The organism is Bradyrhizobium sp. HKCCYLS2038 (assembly GCF_051167655.1).
Classification (GTDB): domain Bacteria; phylum Pseudomonadota; class Alphaproteobacteria; order Rhizobiales; family Xanthobacteraceae; genus Bradyrhizobium.
In genome coordinates this window covers 305,090-320,056 of record NZ_JBNPTM010000006.1, presented here as the reverse complement: position 1 = coordinate 320,056, position 14,967 = coordinate 305,090, and the positions used below count along the sequence as shown (strand labels likewise).

At 67.1% G+C, this 14,967-nt stretch carries 11 protein-coding genes; 7 read left to right on the top strand and 4 right to left on the bottom strand.

Annotated features, from left to right (window positions below; all coding sequences use genetic code 11):
- Positions 1-64: 64 nt before the first annotated feature.
- Together ACQR1I_RS26665 and ACQR1I_RS26660 are read right to left on the bottom strand one after the other, a co-directional pair.
- A complete protein-coding gene (locus tag ACQR1I_RS26665; RefSeq protein WP_434869294.1) occupies positions 65-1,693 on the bottom strand; it encodes an ABC transporter substrate-binding protein in 1,629 nt (542 codons plus the stop codon).
- Positions 1,694-2,074: 381 nt separating this feature from the next.
- Positions 2,075-2,692, bottom strand: coding sequence for a TetR/AcrR family transcriptional regulator (locus ACQR1I_RS26660; RefSeq protein WP_434869295.1), 618 nt, complete (start codon positions 2,690-2,692; stop codon positions 2,075-2,077).
- A 103-nt stretch (positions 2,693-2,795) separates the two neighbouring features.
- Here ACQR1I_RS26660 and ACQR1I_RS26655 point away from each other — a divergent pair, with 103 nt between their 5' ends.
- The 4 genes from ACQR1I_RS26655 to ACQR1I_RS26640 all read left to right on the top strand — a co-directional run bounded on the left by ACQR1I_RS26655 (position 2,796) and on the right by ACQR1I_RS26640 (position 6,305).
- Positions 2,796-3,494, top strand: coding sequence for a PspA/IM30 family protein (locus tag ACQR1I_RS26655; protein ID WP_434869296.1), 699 nt, complete (start codon positions 2,796-2,798; stop codon positions 3,492-3,494).
- A gap of 51 nt (positions 3,495-3,545) precedes the next feature.
- Entirely contained in the window at positions 3,546-3,821 is a 276-nt protein-coding gene (locus ACQR1I_RS26650; RefSeq protein ID WP_434869297.1) for a YiaA/YiaB family inner membrane protein, read from the top strand.
- Positions 3,822-4,086: 265 nt separating this feature from the next.
- On the top strand, positions 4,087-5,091 hold the full coding sequence (locus ACQR1I_RS26645; protein WP_434869298.1) for a hypothetical protein: 1,005 nt from the start codon (positions 4,087-4,089) through the stop codon (positions 5,089-5,091).
- A complete protein-coding gene (locus tag ACQR1I_RS26640; protein WP_434869329.1) occupies positions 5,091-6,305 on the top strand; it encodes a hypothetical protein in 1,215 nt (404 codons plus the stop codon). The genes ACQR1I_RS26645 and ACQR1I_RS26640 overlap by 1 nt, the downstream gene beginning before the upstream one ends.
- Here the strand turns inward: ACQR1I_RS26640 and ACQR1I_RS26635 are convergent.
- Both ACQR1I_RS26635 and ACQR1I_RS26630 read right to left on the bottom strand, forming a co-directional pair.
- Positions 6,290-7,879: a hypothetical protein gene (locus tag ACQR1I_RS26635; RefSeq protein ID WP_434869299.1), complete on the bottom strand. Its 1,590-nt coding sequence runs from the start codon at positions 7,877-7,879 to the stop codon at positions 6,290-6,292. The genes ACQR1I_RS26640 and ACQR1I_RS26635 overlap by 16 nt on opposite strands.
- A gap of 397 nt (positions 7,880-8,276) precedes the next feature.
- Complete coding sequence (locus tag ACQR1I_RS26630) at positions 8,277-9,128, bottom strand: SDR family NAD(P)-dependent oxidoreductase (RefSeq protein ID WP_434869300.1); 852 nt, start codon at positions 9,126-9,128, stop codon at positions 8,277-8,279.
- Between the two features lie 259 nt (positions 9,129-9,387).
- On the opposite strand from ACQR1I_RS26630, the gene ACQR1I_RS26625 reads away from it, so the two are divergent.
- The 3 genes from ACQR1I_RS26625 (at position 9,388) to ACQR1I_RS26615 (ending at position 14,630) form a co-directional block, all read left to right on the top strand.
- Positions 9,388-10,509 (top strand): alkene reductase, encoded by a 1,122-nt coding sequence (locus ACQR1I_RS26625; RefSeq protein WP_434869301.1) that lies wholly within the window; start codon positions 9,388-9,390, stop codon positions 10,507-10,509.
- Between the two features lie 215 nt (positions 10,510-10,724).
- Positions 10,725-12,389: a thiamine pyrophosphate-binding protein gene (locus ACQR1I_RS26620; RefSeq protein WP_434869302.1), complete on the top strand. Its 1,665-nt coding sequence runs from the start codon at positions 10,725-10,727 to the stop codon at positions 12,387-12,389.
- Positions 12,390-13,247: 858 nt separating this feature from the next.
- A complete protein-coding gene (locus ACQR1I_RS26615) occupies positions 13,248-14,630 on the top strand; it encodes a M20 family metallopeptidase (protein WP_434869303.1) in 1,383 nt (460 codons plus the stop codon).
- Positions 14,631-14,967: the final 337 nt, after the last annotated feature.

Genomic DNA, 14,967 nt, shown 5'->3' with positions numbered 1-14,967 from the left:
TCCGATCAGGCAAGACAATCGCTTTGTCCTGCCAGATCCGGCGGCCATGCCGACTGGTGCCGGCTCATTCCAGATCAATCGCGTGATACTGGCCGGTCTTGTCGAGCTGCGTGCCCCAGACCTTGTGCAGCGCTTGGTGATCGGACGGGCTGAAACGCACCTTCGATCCCACGCCAAGCTCGTAGTCCTGCATCGTCTCCAGATTGTTGACCAGAGATTCCGTATCGAGCGCGGGACCGGTGCGCCGCAATCCCTCGATCAGGACATTGGCCGTGAGATAGGCCTCCAGCGAGGTGTAGTCCGCGGGCTCTCCCGGGAAATACTTCGCGAGGGCCTTCTTGTAGTTCAGCGTGACGGACGCGTAGCCATCGACGGCAGGCGTGACCTGGGTGCAGATGACGCCGTCGGCATAGCGCGGGCCGAGCACCATCAGCTCGCTGGCAAGCCCGGTGCTGCCGACGCCGGAGATCGTCGCGTAGATCATGTCCGGGTAGAGGTCGCGCGTCTTCTCGATGAACTTCGCCGCCGCGCGGAAGGTGGCCACCAGCACGACCGCCTTGATCGCGGGGCGTTGCCGCTTCAATTGCGCGATGGCGTCGTCGACATTGACGGTGTTGCGGTTGTAGGTCATGCGGAAGACCTCGCCGTTGCCGCCGCGCAGCCCGCGCATCGCCTTGGCGACACCGTCCCATCCGGCGTCACCATAGGCGTCCTGCTGGGTGAGAACGCCGATGTCCTGCGGACGCAGCCGGCGGTTCTTGACGAGATAGCGCACCAGCGCGTCGGCCTCCTCGGCATAGCCGGCCCGGTAGTTGAACACGTAGCGATCGGGCGGATCGCGCCGCAGCGAGGGCGCGCCGGTGAAGGCTCCGAAATACAGCGCGTGACGCTCGAGCGCGTAGGGCACCGAGACCAGGGCGGTCGGACTGCCGTAGTTCTCGACGAAGCCGAACACCTTGTGCTGCTCGTAGAGCTCCTTCATCGCGTTCAGCGTCCGCGTCGGCTCATAGGCATCGTCGGCCGTGGTGAGCTTGAGCTGACGGCCATGCACGCCGCCGTCCTCGTTGGCCTGCGCGAAGGCGAGCTCGATGCCGAGCTTGAGCTGATGACCCATCTCCCTGGCCGGCCCCGAGAACGGAGCCGCCATGCCGAAGCGAATCTCGGTGTCTGTCACGCCCTGGACTGCGGGCTGAGCGCTGGCCTGCGGAACTGCGGCTGCGGCGACCATCCGCGTGTCGAATGCCGGGAGGCGATCCTCATCCCTCAAGCGCATGCTCTGCTCGGGCATGGCGGGCGTGGCGCCCGTAACGGTTCCCGTCGGCAGCGTGTCCGGCGCGGCCGCAACGGCCTGCGGGACCCGCGTGGCCGACGAGGGCGGCGTCGAGGCCGCTGCGACGTCGGCACTGCTGCTGGCGGACAGTGCCGCGGCCCAGCGGGTCGGCAAATTGCTGAATGCGAGGGCTGCCATGGCCGCCGCCACAGCGACGAGGCCGAGCGTGCTCGGCACGCCGCGAAATCGCCGCTCGCGCGGCGGCGGGAGCACATCCTGGATGCCGAAACGTGACGCAAATTCGGCCGGGGTGGGTCGGTCGTTCTCGTCGCGCCAGGCCTGCTCGTACGGCGGACGCCGGCCTTCGTCGTAGGCCGACTTGTATGGCGGATCCCTGTCGTTGGGCGCACGCAAATGTCTCACGACTTCCCCCTTGCCACGCACGCTCCGGTCATCATTGGAGTTGTTGTCTCGGATCGCGCGGCGGCCCTACGATGCTGCCGGCCAGATGAGCGTGACCATGCGCCATGTGCGCCAGGTCCCACCGAACTAACACTCACCGTCGAGTGTTCGTTGATCGGCCGTTCCCGACATGTTGTCTGGAACACGTCCGAACCTCGGCATGATACTGCGAACCAATGCGGCGGTAGTTTGTTCGCTCGATCAAACGTGACCAAAGCCTGATGAAGCGTCCCCTGCTACGAGACGTCGATCAGCAAAGACGCAGACGCGGAGGTATTTGTAGCGCGCGGCAGCAATGTCCTACTTTGTAGGATCGCGTGGCCCGCCCGGGTTCCATTCGTTTCAACTGTTCGTTTTCTCCGCCACGACCAGCCCGGTCACCATCGCCTTCACCATCGTCGCGATCTGCTGCCGCAAGGCGGCGAGCGGCACGGCGATCAGCTTCTGCTCCAGGCCGAGTGCGACCATGCCGTGGACCGCCGAGAACAGGCTGCGCGCGGTGACGCTGATGTCGTCGAAGGTGCGGTTCGGAAACAGCGCCGCCAGGGGCTGATGAATGTGGCGGAACAAATGCATCTGGTCGGCAACCGCCCAATCGGGCAGCGGCTTCTCGGCCGGCATGCGGTGTTCGAACAGCGCGCGCCACAGTTCGAGATTGTGGGCGGCGAAGTCGCAATAGGCGATCGCGATGCGCACCAGGGCGGTCTCCGGTCCCGGCGGACCGGCGCTTTCAGCCGCCGACAGATCGGCGTCGAGCCGCGCCAAGGTGCGCGATCCGACCATCAGCACCAGGTCGTCGACATCGGCGACGAGATTGTAGACCGCCCCATTCGCGACGCCGATCTCCTGGGCGAGATCGCGCGTCTTCAGGCCGGCCAGACCGCGGGTCTTGATCATCCGCTCGGCCGCCTCGATCAGGGCCTCGCGCTGTTTTGCCCGCCGTTCCAATGTTTTAGACATCGTTAACCATCCCGATGAGCAACGCTCAACATTTCTCTTGAGCGACGCTCAAGATTGCGCTAGAAGAATGTTCATGAGCGATGCTCATAGCAGGGAGTTCACAATGTTCAAGACCGTTCTGACGCTGTTTCGGGGTACCGTGGCCGTCGCGGAGGAGGAGCTGCAGGATCGGACCGCGCTGGTGATCCTGGATCAGCAGATGCGTGACGCGGCTTCGGCCGTCGAGCGAAGCAAGCGCGCGCTGGCGCTGGCCATCGCGCAGGACCAGCAGGAGGGCCGGCGGCTCGAGGCGACGCTCGGACGCATCACCGACCTCGAAGTGCGGGCCACGGCCGCCCTCGACGGCGGCCGGGAGGATCTGGCGCGCGAAGCCGCGCAGGCGATCGCCGGCCTGGAGGCCGAGCGCGATGCAGCCAAGACGGCCCGGGCGCTGTTCGCCACCGAGATCAACCGGCTGAAGAAGCACGTCACCAGTGCGGAAGCGCGCATCGCCGAGCTCGACCGCGGCCGCCGCATCGCCCGCGCTTCGGAAGCCGTGCGCAATCTGCGCCGCGGCGGCATCGAGGCGGCGCGCCCCTACGAATGCACGCTGCCCGAGGCCGAGGCGACGTTGAGGCGGCTGCGCGAGCGGCAGATCGAGGCGCAGGCCGCCGACGAGGCGCTGATGGAGCTCGACGCCGCCACCGGTCCGATCACGACCGCCGAGAAGCTCGCCGAGCAGGGCTTTGGCCCGCGCATCAAGACCACCGCCGACGACGTGCTGGCCCGGCTGAAGGCCGGCCGCGCTGCTACGGCGAACTGACATCCATCCTCACCACCGACATCAACTCAACCGCCACCATAGGAGCCGACCATGAACCAGAACGTCCAGCCGCACTCCGGCGCATTCATCACCTTCTCCTACGCTTCGTTCGGCGCATCCGCCTTCCTCGTCGCGCTCGGCGTGTTCTTCATGCCGATCGATCTCTGGATGAAGGGCTATCTGACGATGGGTATCGTCATGCTGGTGCAGACCTGCGTCACCCTGACCAAGACGCTGCGCGACCGCCACGAGAGCAGCAAGCTCGTCAACCGCATCGAAGACGCCCGCGCCGAGCGCCTGCTGATGGAGGTGTCGAAGGCGGCATAAGCCCGGCTGCGTTCCCTCTCCCCGTGAAGAACGGGGAGAGGGAGCAGACCGGTGTTGCGGTTCGCCGGAGAGTCAAATTATCAGCGAGTCACGCAAGCGGTGGCTGCAAGTGCAGCCGCCGTTTGCCGTCATTCAAGCTGCGTTTACCGTGACTGCGTCTCCGCTTTTCGTCGTGGTGCGCGCATTAACGTCCGCGGAGCATATGTCGTGAACGGCGGGGCAGGGCCGCCGCGAGCCGTTTCCGGTGCGCCGAGTGGATGAGGGCATGAACATCGTCGCAGCGTTGGGCCGCATCAGACGCAACGTCGGCTTCTGGCTGACAGCGCTGGGGCAGGAGACGATGGACCTGTCGCTGCGCACCCATGCGGATCTGCGCACGCGCATCGTCGAAAGCCCGGGCCGCACGCTGGATGATGCGGCACTGGCCGCGCTCGTCGCCGATCTCCGCGTCGTCGCCGGCAAGACGCTGCCCGCGGGCGATCTCACCTATGGCATCTTCTCGGGGACGCGCGAGGCGCTCGCCCGCGCGATCATCACGCTCGTCTCCGACGCCGCCACCGGCCGGCCGATCGCTTTCAATGCGCTGGCGGTGATGCAGGTCGCGCGCGACGGCGAGATGCAGGAGGTGGTCCATCTCGGCCTGGTGATGGTCGATCCGGAGGCGCGCGGCAAGGGCCTGTCCGGCGTGCTCTACGGCCTGACCACGCTGCTCCTGTTTATCCGCGACGGCCTGCGTCCGAAGTGGATCTCCAATGTCACCCAGGTGCCGGCGGTGGCCGGGATGGTGTGCGAGACGTTCTCCGACGTCTACCCGTCGCCGCAGCCCGAAGCGCGGCAGAGCTTTGCGCATCTGGAGCTCGCGCGCGGCATCATGCGCGCGCATCGCGCGGTGTTCGGGGTCGGTGACGAGGCCGGCTTCGACGAACGGCGCTTCGTCATCACCAATGCCTACACCGGCGGCTCCGATGCGTTAAAGAAGACCTATGATGATGCGCCCAAGCATCGCGACGAGGTCTATAACGGCTTCTGCGCCCGGGAGCTGGACTACGTCAGGGGCGACGACCTGCTGCAGCTCGGGCGCATCGATCTCGCCGCCGCGCGCCGCTATTTGCTGCGCGAGATTCCCTCCGGCTCGCTGCCGGCGCTGCTGGCCACCTCGGCGGTGCTGGCGCTGCAGCGCATGGTGCTGCCGCTGCTGCATTGGCTCGATGACACCAGGGCCTTCGGCACCTTGCGGCCGCATCTGCCGAACGGCGAGACCCCGCCATGATGCCTGGCGTTATTGCGGATTCCGTCGTCAACCTGTGTGGCGCGATCGGCCTCGCGGTCGCCGCCGCGATGCTTCATCGCCGCGATCCCAGGGGACCGCTGACGACGCGGCTGGTGGCACTGCTGGCGGTCGTCGCCGCTCTGTTCCTGCTGCGCGGCGTTGCCTGGTGGACCGACAGCACAACGCTGGACCGCATCTCGCTGATCCCGGCGGCACTGATCCCGCTCGGCGCCGTGGTCGTGACCGAGGGCCTGCTGCGCCGGCATGTCCATCGCTGGCTGAAGCTCGCGGCGCTGATTGGCGGCATCGTGCTGGCGCTCGCCGGTGCGTTTGGCCCGGTCGAGCTCGAAAATCACCATACGATCGTGCTGTCGGCGTTCCAGCTCGCTGGCTTTGCCATGTGCGCTCTTGTGCTGCTTCGCCGCGATCGCACCAGCCTGCTGGCCTGGGAGAACCGCGCGATCGATCGCGTCGCCTTCGGCGCGCTCGTCGTCATTCCTTTCATCATCACCGACTTTCGCGTGCTGGCGCCCGACATGCCGGTGCGGCTCGGCGCGCTCGGCGCGCTGCTCGCGGTGACCGCGATCCTGATTGCCGGCGCCAGCGCCGAGGCGCAGCGCCAGGGCGTGTGGCTGACGTTGCTCCGCGTCACCGGCGCGGCCGTGCTCGGTGCGGCCGCAGCGGCGCTGTCGCCCGACGCCGATGCGGCGCAGCTGACGCGCCTTTGCGCGGTGGCCATCGCGGGCGTCCTCACGATCGGCCTGATGGGTGATGCGTTGCGCGCGGTGCTGGAAGCCCGGCAGCCCGGCGTGCTCGATTCGATCAGCGTCTCGACCGGCGCCACGCGCGACGAACTGATCGCCGAGCTGACGCGACAGCCGATCTTCGAGAGCGCGCGGCGCTGTCGCGCGGCGGAGCTCGCAAATTACGATCCGCCGCTGCTGCGCGACTTTCTTGCACCACGCCGCGTGCTGCGCCGGGCCGATGCGCCGTGGGGCCTCGCGCCGACCGATCCTGCGGTCGAGCGCATGACGGCGCTGATGGCGGCGCGCCACGCCACGCATGTGATCGTGCTGTCGCACGATCCGGTCGACATCATCGTGCTCGCGGTCTCCGTGATCGCGGCCGATCCGGCCACAGAAACGGCACTCGCGCTGGTCCGGCGCCTGCTGGTGCAGGCGCCGGACGTGCCGTCGGATCACGCCCACATGTGATGGTGCGCGTGCTGATGATGCTGTGACATGTCGATCTGCGGCACGTCGACCTGCGGCGGCTCGATTGCCGGCGCCGCGCCGGCGTGCGCGGCCGCTGCGACGTGGGGCAGCATGATAACGTTCGCCGCCGGGGCGGCCATGATGGCTGCCAGCAGCGCCGCGGAGTCGGCACTGCCGCCGCCGGTGGTTGCCAGCACCTGGGCGGCCGTGGTGCCGTCGACATTGTAGGCGCCGCCGGTGATGGGGATGTTGTTGCCGCCGACGTCGGCCGCGTTCTGATGCATCTGATCGGCGGCGGCTGCCACCAGCGCCTTGTTGCCGGTCTGGAAGCCTTCGAGGATCTTGGCGATCTCGGCGCCGAGCGTGCTCTGGTCGCCGAGCAGCTCGTTGTCGAAGCGCGCCTGGAAGATGCCGCCCTGCGCCGCGTCGAAATCGGTGACGTCCTTCTTGAACGTCATCAGGTCGGCGGTGATCTTCGCCATCGCCGCCGCATCGCCGGCATTGACCGCCGCGATCGCGGCCTTTCCGAGCGCGTTCGACTGGGCGATGAACATGGCCCAGAAATCGGTCTGCGCCTGGTTGTCCTGATAGGCCGGCGTCGGGTTGAGGAAGTCGCCGAAGCCGGTCCATCCCTTGAGACCGTTCTGCTGCGCCATGTTGGCGAGGTTGGTGTCGCCGGCGACGATGTCGATGATGTCGAGGAAGTCGTCGTTCAGCGCGCGGCCGATGTCGACATTGCCGGCCGCGCCGTTGATGTGGGTGTTGATGAGCGCGAGCTGATCGATGATGGCGAGCGCGTGCACGCCGGTCAGGCCGCCGAACTGCAAGGGATTTGCCGCAACCAGCGCGTTCAGGCCGGCGATCAGCGCGTCGACGTCGTTCTGGATGACGTCGACATTGCTGTCGTTGACGCCGCCGAGCAGGCGGTTGGTTGCGTCGTTGAAGATCAGGCCGAGTTCGGCCAGCGTGCCCTTGGCGGCGGTTGCGGCCGTCACGCCGTCCGGCAGCAGCGCTGGCGCTTGCAGGAAGCCGGTGACGCCGTCGGCATTGGTGGCCTTGCCGGCGAGAGTGGGATCGTTGTTGACGATGTTGAGAATGTCGAGATGCGCGTTGCGCAACGCCGTCTCTGCCGCGGCGATGCTGCCGAACGCACCGCCGCCGGTCACTGAGGCCATTGCGGCATCCTGCGCGACGGTGATGTCGCAGAGGATCCTGTTGACGTGGGCGAGCGTCTGGCCGGTGAACTGGCCGGCTGCGACCATCGCCTTCAGGCCGTCCTGAATCACGGTGAGGTCGCCGGTGTAGTTGAAGACGCTGCCGAGTCCCTGGCCGCCTTCGTCGACCACGTTGCGCCACAGCCCGCCTTCAAGAAAGCGCGTGGCGTCGTTGAACACGACGCCGAGATCGGCAAAGCCGAGTGCGGGCGGCGTGGGTGTGGGTGGCGTCGGAACGGGCGGCGTCGGGGTGGGCGCCGGCTGGCAATGATGGTTGTGATGATGATTGGCGTGATGATGGTGGTGATCGTGATGATGATGGTGGTGGCTGTCGTGATGGTGACGGTGATGGCGCGTCATGTCCGACGTACTCCCCAATGCTGCGCACGCTTGCAGATCGGCCGACGCTATCAAGGTCCGCTGATCGGGTGCGGTGATCGGGCCATCTGGGGCATGCTTCGTGGCCGCTTCGCGCAAGGTTTGTGGAATGTGTCTGCGTCAGATTGTCGTGCGGCGCGCGAGCAGCGTGGCAATGGAACTGCGACACCGCAGCGCTTGACGTCGGCCGGATCGCCGGCCCGCCGTGGCTGAGTGCGAAGCAACGCCGCTCAGCGACCTGACACGTCGCAAAGGGTTCCCGCGCGACGCCTCCTTCAGCCGCCTCCGCCGGCGACGCGCGCGCGGCCCGGCTGCGACGATCCGACACGCCGGCAGTGCAGCAGATCCTATGAGGGGCCGCGATCCGGACGTGGCGGGATCATGGCGATTTCTTCACGAACTCCGCGAACGCATCGGCGTAGTCGGCGTGCCAGCGCGACAGCGGCGGCCGGTTCTCGACGATGTCGCCGGCTGCCCACAGGATGCGCCGCTCGTCGAGGGCGCGCGGCACGTCGTTGTCGGGACACAGCACGTAGAAGTCGCCGGCCGCGACGCGCTCCAGCATGAAGTCGACGGTCTGCTCCGGCGTCCACGCGGCGGCCGGCTTCTCGACGCGGCCGTTCGCCGTGAGCGGCGTGAACACGAAGCCGGGGATGAACAGATGCGCCGTGACCTGGCAACCGGGCGTGTTGCGCAGCTCGTGCTGCAGCGCCTCGGTGAACGCCTTCACGCCGGCCTTGGAGACGTTGTAGGCGGGATCGCCGGGCGGCGTGGTGATGCCCTGCTTGGAGCCGGTGTTGATGATCAGCGCCGGCTTGCCTTGCGCGATCATGTTGGCTGCGAACACCTGCGAGCCGTGGATGATGCCCCACAGGTTGACGCCGAGGATGCGCTGCCAGTTGCTCTCGGCGAGCATCTTGCTGCCCGGCTGGATGCCGGCATTGTTCATCAGCACGTCGATGGCGCCGAACCGCGCGCGCACAGCAGCTTCGAGCGCGACCACGCTCTCCCGGCTGCTGACATCGACCGTCGCCGTCATGACCGCCGCCTCGCCGCGCTTGGCCTCAGCGCCGATCTGCGCGGCGGCCTCCCGCAGGCGCGCCTCGTCGACATCGGCGATACAGACATTCATGCCGAGTGCGGCGAACCGCCTCGCGGCGGCGAGGCCGATGCCGGAGGCACCTCCGGTGACGACGGCGGTGTGGTCGGCGGACAGGGCAGGGTGGGACACGGCTGGTTCTCCGGCTGGACGAGAAAACATCTGTCGAGGGGCATCTGTCTATGACGTCTGGGCATAGACGCAAGATCATCCGGCTCGCGGAATTGCAGGTATTTCAGGCTGCAACGCGAGAGGCGGCCCGCGGTTGCAGGGCGTCCGCTTTCGGCATGGAGGGTCTGCTCATGCGGAGGTGGTGCCGACATTGCCACCGTCATGTTTTACGAACAAGATGATCCCAACCGACGATCACAACGATATCTCTGGGGGAGAAATGCCGGCACTGTTTTCACCGCTCACGATCGGTCCCTATCACCTGAAGCATCGCGTCGTGATGGCGCCGCTGACCCGCATGCGCGCCGACCCGGCGACGCTCGCGCCGCGCCAGCTCAACGCCGACTATTATGCGCAGCGCGCGACGCCGGGCGGGCTGATCATCGCCGAGGCCTCGCCGGTCTTGCCGACTGCCGCTGGAAACCCGAACGTGCCGGGTATCTACAGCGATGCGCAGGTCGCCGGCTGGACGCGGGTCGTCGATGCCGTCCATGCCAAGGGCGGCTTGATCTTCCTGCAGCTCTGGCACGTCGGCCGCGTGTCGCACTCCTCGTTCCAGCCCGGCGGTGCGCTGCCGGTGGCACCGTCGGCGATCGCGATCGGCGATGATCTCAAGGCGATGACGGCGGACGGCAAGGGCGCGGCCTACGAGACGCCGCGCGCGCTCGAGACCGACGAGATCCCCGGCCTCGTCGCCGCCTATGGCCAGGCGGCGCGCAACGCCATGGCCGCCGGCTTCGACGGTGTCGAGGTGCACGGCGCGAACGGCTATCTGATCGAGCAGTTCCTGCAGACCCGCAGCAACCAGCGCACCGACCGCTACGGCGGCTCCATCGAGAACCGCTGCCGCTTCCTGCTCGAGGTGACGCAGGCGGTGATCGATGTCTGCGGCGCCGGCAAGGTCGGGGTGCGGCTGTCGCCCTATGGCATCGCCAACGGCTCCGGCGAGGCGGATCCGATGCCGCTCTACACTTACGCGATCGAGGCGCTCAACCGGCTCGGCATCGCCTATCTGCACGTGATCGAGCCGCGCTCCTCTGGCGCCGGCCGCGCCGATGTCAACTGGCAGAACGTGCCGTCGGCAATCGCGCTGTTCCGGCCGGTCTGGAAGGGCGTGCTGATCGGCGCCGGCGGCTTCACCGGCGAGCCGGCGGAAGCGGCGATTGCGAGCGGCCAGGCCGACGCCATTGCCTTCGGCCGCTACTTCATCTCCAACCCCGACCTGCCGGCGCGCCTGCAGCACGGCTGGCCGCTGACGCCGTATCATCGCCCGACGTTCTACGGTGGCGAGGAGAAGGGATATACGGACTATCCGGCCTATGACGCCACGGTGGACGCGTAGCCCGCTTTCTCCGCCGTCATTGCGAGCAGCGCAGCGTAGAGAACGATGCGAGCTTTTCGCGCGACTGCCTCAACGTCGTCATGCCCGGGCTCGTCCCGGGCATCCACGTCCTTCCGAGAATGCCGACCGACGTGGATGGCCGGGACAAGCCCGGCCATGACGCGGCGAGATAACGCAATTACAAACAACACCGCAGCGCCGGAGGAATCGCCGCCATGAAGAACCGCACCACCGGACGCTCGGCGTTTCTCGCGCTGCTCAAGGACGAGGGCGTCACGCATCTGTTCGGCAATCCGGGCACCACCGAGCTGCCGGTCATGCATGCGCTGAAGGACCATCCTGATCTCACCTATGTGATGGCGATGCAGGAGAGCCTGGTGGTGGCGATTGCCGACGGCTTCAGCCGTGCGTCGGGACGCCTCGTCGCCTGCAACGTCCATGTCGCGCCCGGCCTCGGCAATGCGATGGGCTCGCTCTACAACGCGCAGTTCACGGGCACGCCGATGATCCTCACCGCCGGCCAACAGGAGCAGGGCCACGGGCTGATGGAGCCGCTGCTCTATGGCCCGCTGGTGCGCATGGCCGAGCCGCTGGTGAAATGGGCGGTCGAGGTGACGAGGCTCGAGGACCTGCCGCGCATCGTCAGGCGCGCCGCCAAGGTTGCGACCACGCCGCCGACCGGCCCGGTCTTCATCTCGCTGCCCGGCGACATCCTCAATGCCGAGGCCGGCATCGAGCTCGGCCGCTCCACGCGGGTCGATGCGCGCGTGCCGCCATCGGCGGAGGCGCTGCAGGCGCTGGCGCAGCGCATCCTCAAGGCGCAGCGGCCGGTGATCATCACGGGCGACGAGATCGTCAAGAGCGATGCGTTGCAGGCCGCCGCTGAATTTGCGTCGGCGATCGGCGCGCCGGTGCATCAGCAGTCCGCGCCCTACGGCGCGCATTTCCTCTCCGAGCATCCCTGCTACATCGGCTCGCTGTCACGCGCGCAGAAACAGGTGCGCGATCTGCTCGCGCCGCATGATCTCTTGATCGTGCTCGGCGCCGATCCGCTGCGGATGTCGGTCCATAGCGAGATTGAGCCGCTCCCCGATGGCCTGCCGATCGTTCAAGTCGGTCTGGTCGATTGGGAGCTGGGCAAGAACTTCGGCGCCGAGATAGCGCTCAAGGCCGACGTCCGCGAGACGCTCGCACAGCTGACGCCACTGCTGTGCGAGCTTGGCGGCGCGGCGCTGAAAGCCAAGGCGCAAGAACGGATCGCCGAGCTGTCGTCGAAGAACTGGACTGCGCGGCGCCGCACGCTGACATCGCAGATCGAAACGTCGCGCGACAAGGCGCCAATCGATCCCGACTACCTGGCCCTGCAGGTCGCACAGGCCATGCCCGAGCATGGCATCCTCGTCGATGAGGGCCTGACCTCGGCGCGCTACATGACGGCGCTGTTTCCCTATCGCGACCGCTACAATTATCACGGCCTGGCCTCGGGCGGCATCGGCTGGGGCCTGCCGGCCTCGGTCGGCGTCAGCCTCGCCAATCCCGACCGTCCGGTGGTGTGCTACTCCGGCGACGGCAGCGCGATGTATTCGATCCAGGCGCTGTGGACCGCCGCCCATCACAAGCTGCCGCTCTCGGTCGTCATCGTCAACAATGGCGGCTACCGCATCATCAAGCAGCGGCTGCTGTCGTTCCACGGCGACGACAACTACATCGGCATGGATTTCGTCGACCCGCCGGTGGATTTCGCCGGGCTCGCACGCTCGCTCGGTTGCGAAGCGCTGCGCGTCAGCGATCCCAGCGAGTTGAAGTCGGTGCTGTCGGAGGCCTTTCGGCGGCCGGGCACCAAGCTCATCGAGGTGATGGTGAGCAACGCGGTGAATTGACAGGCGAGTGGATTGAGGGGCGGCCCTGTCCCCACCCACCGCCGTCATTCCGGGGCACGCGGGTCCACGACCCGCGTGAGCCCGGAATCCATAGCCACAGGCGGACGTTGTGGCGCGAGTTCGTCATGGCCATCCGTTTCTCCCCACAGCCGGCTGTGGTTATGGATTCCGGGCTCAGCCGAGTACAGGACGGCTTCGCCATCCTGCACTCGGCTGCCCCGGAATGACGACCTCATGAGCAGCCTCCAAGAAAACACTTTACGAATATCCGAATGTGTGCTTTATTCCCGAAATCCCGCCTCGACACGGAGGGGCGTTGCGCGCGATCGTCACGACACGCGGGGCGGGGAGCGATGGCTGCTGACAGGCCGCAGCGTGGGGAAGCCCGCGCCGACGAACGGCAGGTGGCAGACGCGAAGGCGTGTGGTCCTGGCGCCCCGATGCTGGCGCCAAGTCGACGGGTGATGATCCCGCTGACGACGGTGGCTATCGAGCCGGACACCGGGGAGAGCGCGCTATAAGCGTAAATCCATCGCGCGGGGAATGCCGGATGTTCGGCTGAGCCTGTGGTGACTGCCGCCTGCTTTTCTTTCTGCAGGCGGGCCATGGGTGAGGCCCTCACCCGGCATTCCCCGCGCCCTTCGTTTTGCGAGGGCGTTCAAAGGTCATGGCTCGGGTGCCGATTGCACCGCGAGAACGAAAGCGCATATTTGCGAGCCTGTTGCCCAGCGCTGACAGCGCGATCCGGTTCCGAATCCCGAGACCGCCATCGCGGGCCCCATTGAATTCAAACCAGCCCCTTCCGCTGGCCGCCCGATCCCGATATGACGCCGCCTTCGTTGTGACTGGAAAAGCGCCATGACCAGGATTGATGCAATCGCCCGAGCCCGCCAGAACCTGACGAGTGGTGACTTCTTGGCCGAGCTCGGCCGCCGGGTCGCCTACCGCACCGAGAGCCTCAATCCGGAGCGCAAGGACGTGCTCGCGTCCTACCTCACCGACGAACTGACGCCGTCCTTCGCCGCGCTCGGCTTCTCGTCCGAGCTCGTGGCCTCGCCGAGCGGCAAGTCGCCGTTCCTGATCGCGACCTATCACGAGAGCGACGATGCCCCGACCGTGCTGAGCTACGGCCATGGCGACACGGTCGACGGCATGACCGGCGAGTGGCGCGACGGGCGCGACCCGTGGGCGGTGACGCCAGCGGGCAACCGCGTCTATGGCCGCGGCACCGCCGACAACAAGGGCCAGCACAGCATCAACCTGGCGGCGCTGCGCGCCGTGCGCGAGGCCCGCGGCGGCAAGCTCGGCTTCAATGCCAAATTCATCATCGAGATGGGCGAGGAGATCGGCTCGCCCGACCTCGCCAAGGTGGCCGACCTGCATCGCGAGGCGCTGAAGGCCGACGTCTTCATCGGCTCGGACGGCCCCCGGCTGTCGACCGCGCGGCCCACCATCTTTCTCGGTTGCCGTGGCGGCATCCGGCTGCATCTCGACGTCGCCTTGCGCGACGGCGGCAACCATTCCGGCAATTGGGGCGGCGTGCTGGCCAACCCCGCGACGATCCTCGCCAATGCCATCGCCACGCTGGTCGACGGCCACGGCCGCATCAAGCTGGACTCGCTGAAGCCGCCACGCCTCACCAACGCGATCCGCGCCATCCTGGCCGACGTGAAGGTCGAGCCGACCGCGGACGAGCCGGCGCTGTCGGACAATTGGGGCGAGGACGGCCTCACTCCGGCGGAGCGGCTCTATGCCTGGAACACGCTCGAGGTGCTGGCGATCTCCTCCGGCAACATCGACAAGCCGGCGAATGCGATTCCGGGCCGCGCCCGCGCCGTGCTGCAGCTGCGCTTCGTGGTCGGCACCAAGGTCGACACGATCGTCGAGGACGTGAAGGCCCATCTCGTTGCGCACGGCTTCCCGATGATCGAGGTCAGCATGACGCAAGGCTTCGCGGCCTCGCGCGCCGACATCGACAGCCCCTGGATCAAATGGGCCGCCGACTCGATCAAGATGAGCACCGGCAAGGCGCCCGCCGTGCTGCCGAACTTCGGCGGCTCGCTGCCGAACGACGTCTTTGCCGACGTGCTGAAGATGCCGACAATGTGGGTTCCGCATTCCTATCCCGGCTGCTCGCAGCACGCGCCGGACGAGCACATTCTTCTGGACGTCACGGAGGAGGCGTTGGGCCTGATGGCCGGGCTGTTCTGGGATCTGGGTGAGTTGCGGAAGCCGTTGTGAGGACGCTTGACCGATAGTGAGCACACATCTCGCGGCTGGCTCGGTCAGCGCCTCTCCCCGTTTGCGGGGGCGCGACGAGCTTCGCTCGCGCTGAGAGGTCGGATCGCATCGCAAGATGCGATCCGGGTGAGGGGGTACAGGTCTCTCCACGAACACCTCCCGCGCGGCTGCCCCTCACCCCAACCCTCTCCCCGTGAAGAACGGGGAGAGGGAGCGCATCGCCGCCGGGGCGATGGCGTGGGCTAACAGGAAAAGTGCGCTCGCACGCAATGGAACCGGATCGAGCTGATCAACAAATGCCGTGTCCCACTGCAACTTTTGTCGGGTCGTCCGACCG

What these genes read in the sequence shown, in the direction of transcription:
- ACQR1I_RS26660 (WP_434869295.1), bottom strand. Translation starts at nt 2,692, where the DNA reads ATGTCTAAAACATTGGAACGGCGGGCAAAACAGCGCGAGGCCCTGATC.
- ACQR1I_RS26655 (WP_434869296.1), top strand. Translation starts at nt 2,796, where the DNA reads ATGTTCAAGACCGTTCTGACGCTGTTTCGGGGTACCGTGGCCGTCGCG.
- ACQR1I_RS26650 (WP_434869297.1), top strand. Translation starts at nt 3,546, where the DNA reads ATGAACCAGAACGTCCAGCCGCACTCCGGCGCATTCATCACCTTCTCC.
- ACQR1I_RS26645 (WP_434869298.1), top strand. Translation starts at nt 4,087, where the DNA reads ATGAACATCGTCGCAGCGTTGGGCCGCATCAGACGCAACGTCGGCTTC.
- ACQR1I_RS26640 (WP_434869329.1), top strand. Translation starts at nt 5,091, where the DNA reads ATGCCTGGCGTTATTGCGGATTCCGTCGTCAACCTGTGTGGCGCGATC.
- ACQR1I_RS26635 (WP_434869299.1), bottom strand. Translation starts at nt 7,879, where the DNA reads ATGACGCGCCATCACCGTCACCATCACGACAGCCACCACCATCATCAT.
- ACQR1I_RS26625 (WP_434869301.1), top strand. Translation starts at nt 9,388, where the DNA reads ATGCCGGCACTGTTTTCACCGCTCACGATCGGTCCCTATCACCTGAAG.
- ACQR1I_RS26620 (WP_434869302.1), top strand. Translation starts at nt 10,725, where the DNA reads ATGAAGAACCGCACCACCGGACGCTCGGCGTTTCTCGCGCTGCTCAAG.
- ACQR1I_RS26615 (WP_434869303.1), top strand. Translation starts at nt 13,248, where the DNA reads ATGACCAGGATTGATGCAATCGCCCGAGCCCGCCAGAACCTGACGAGT.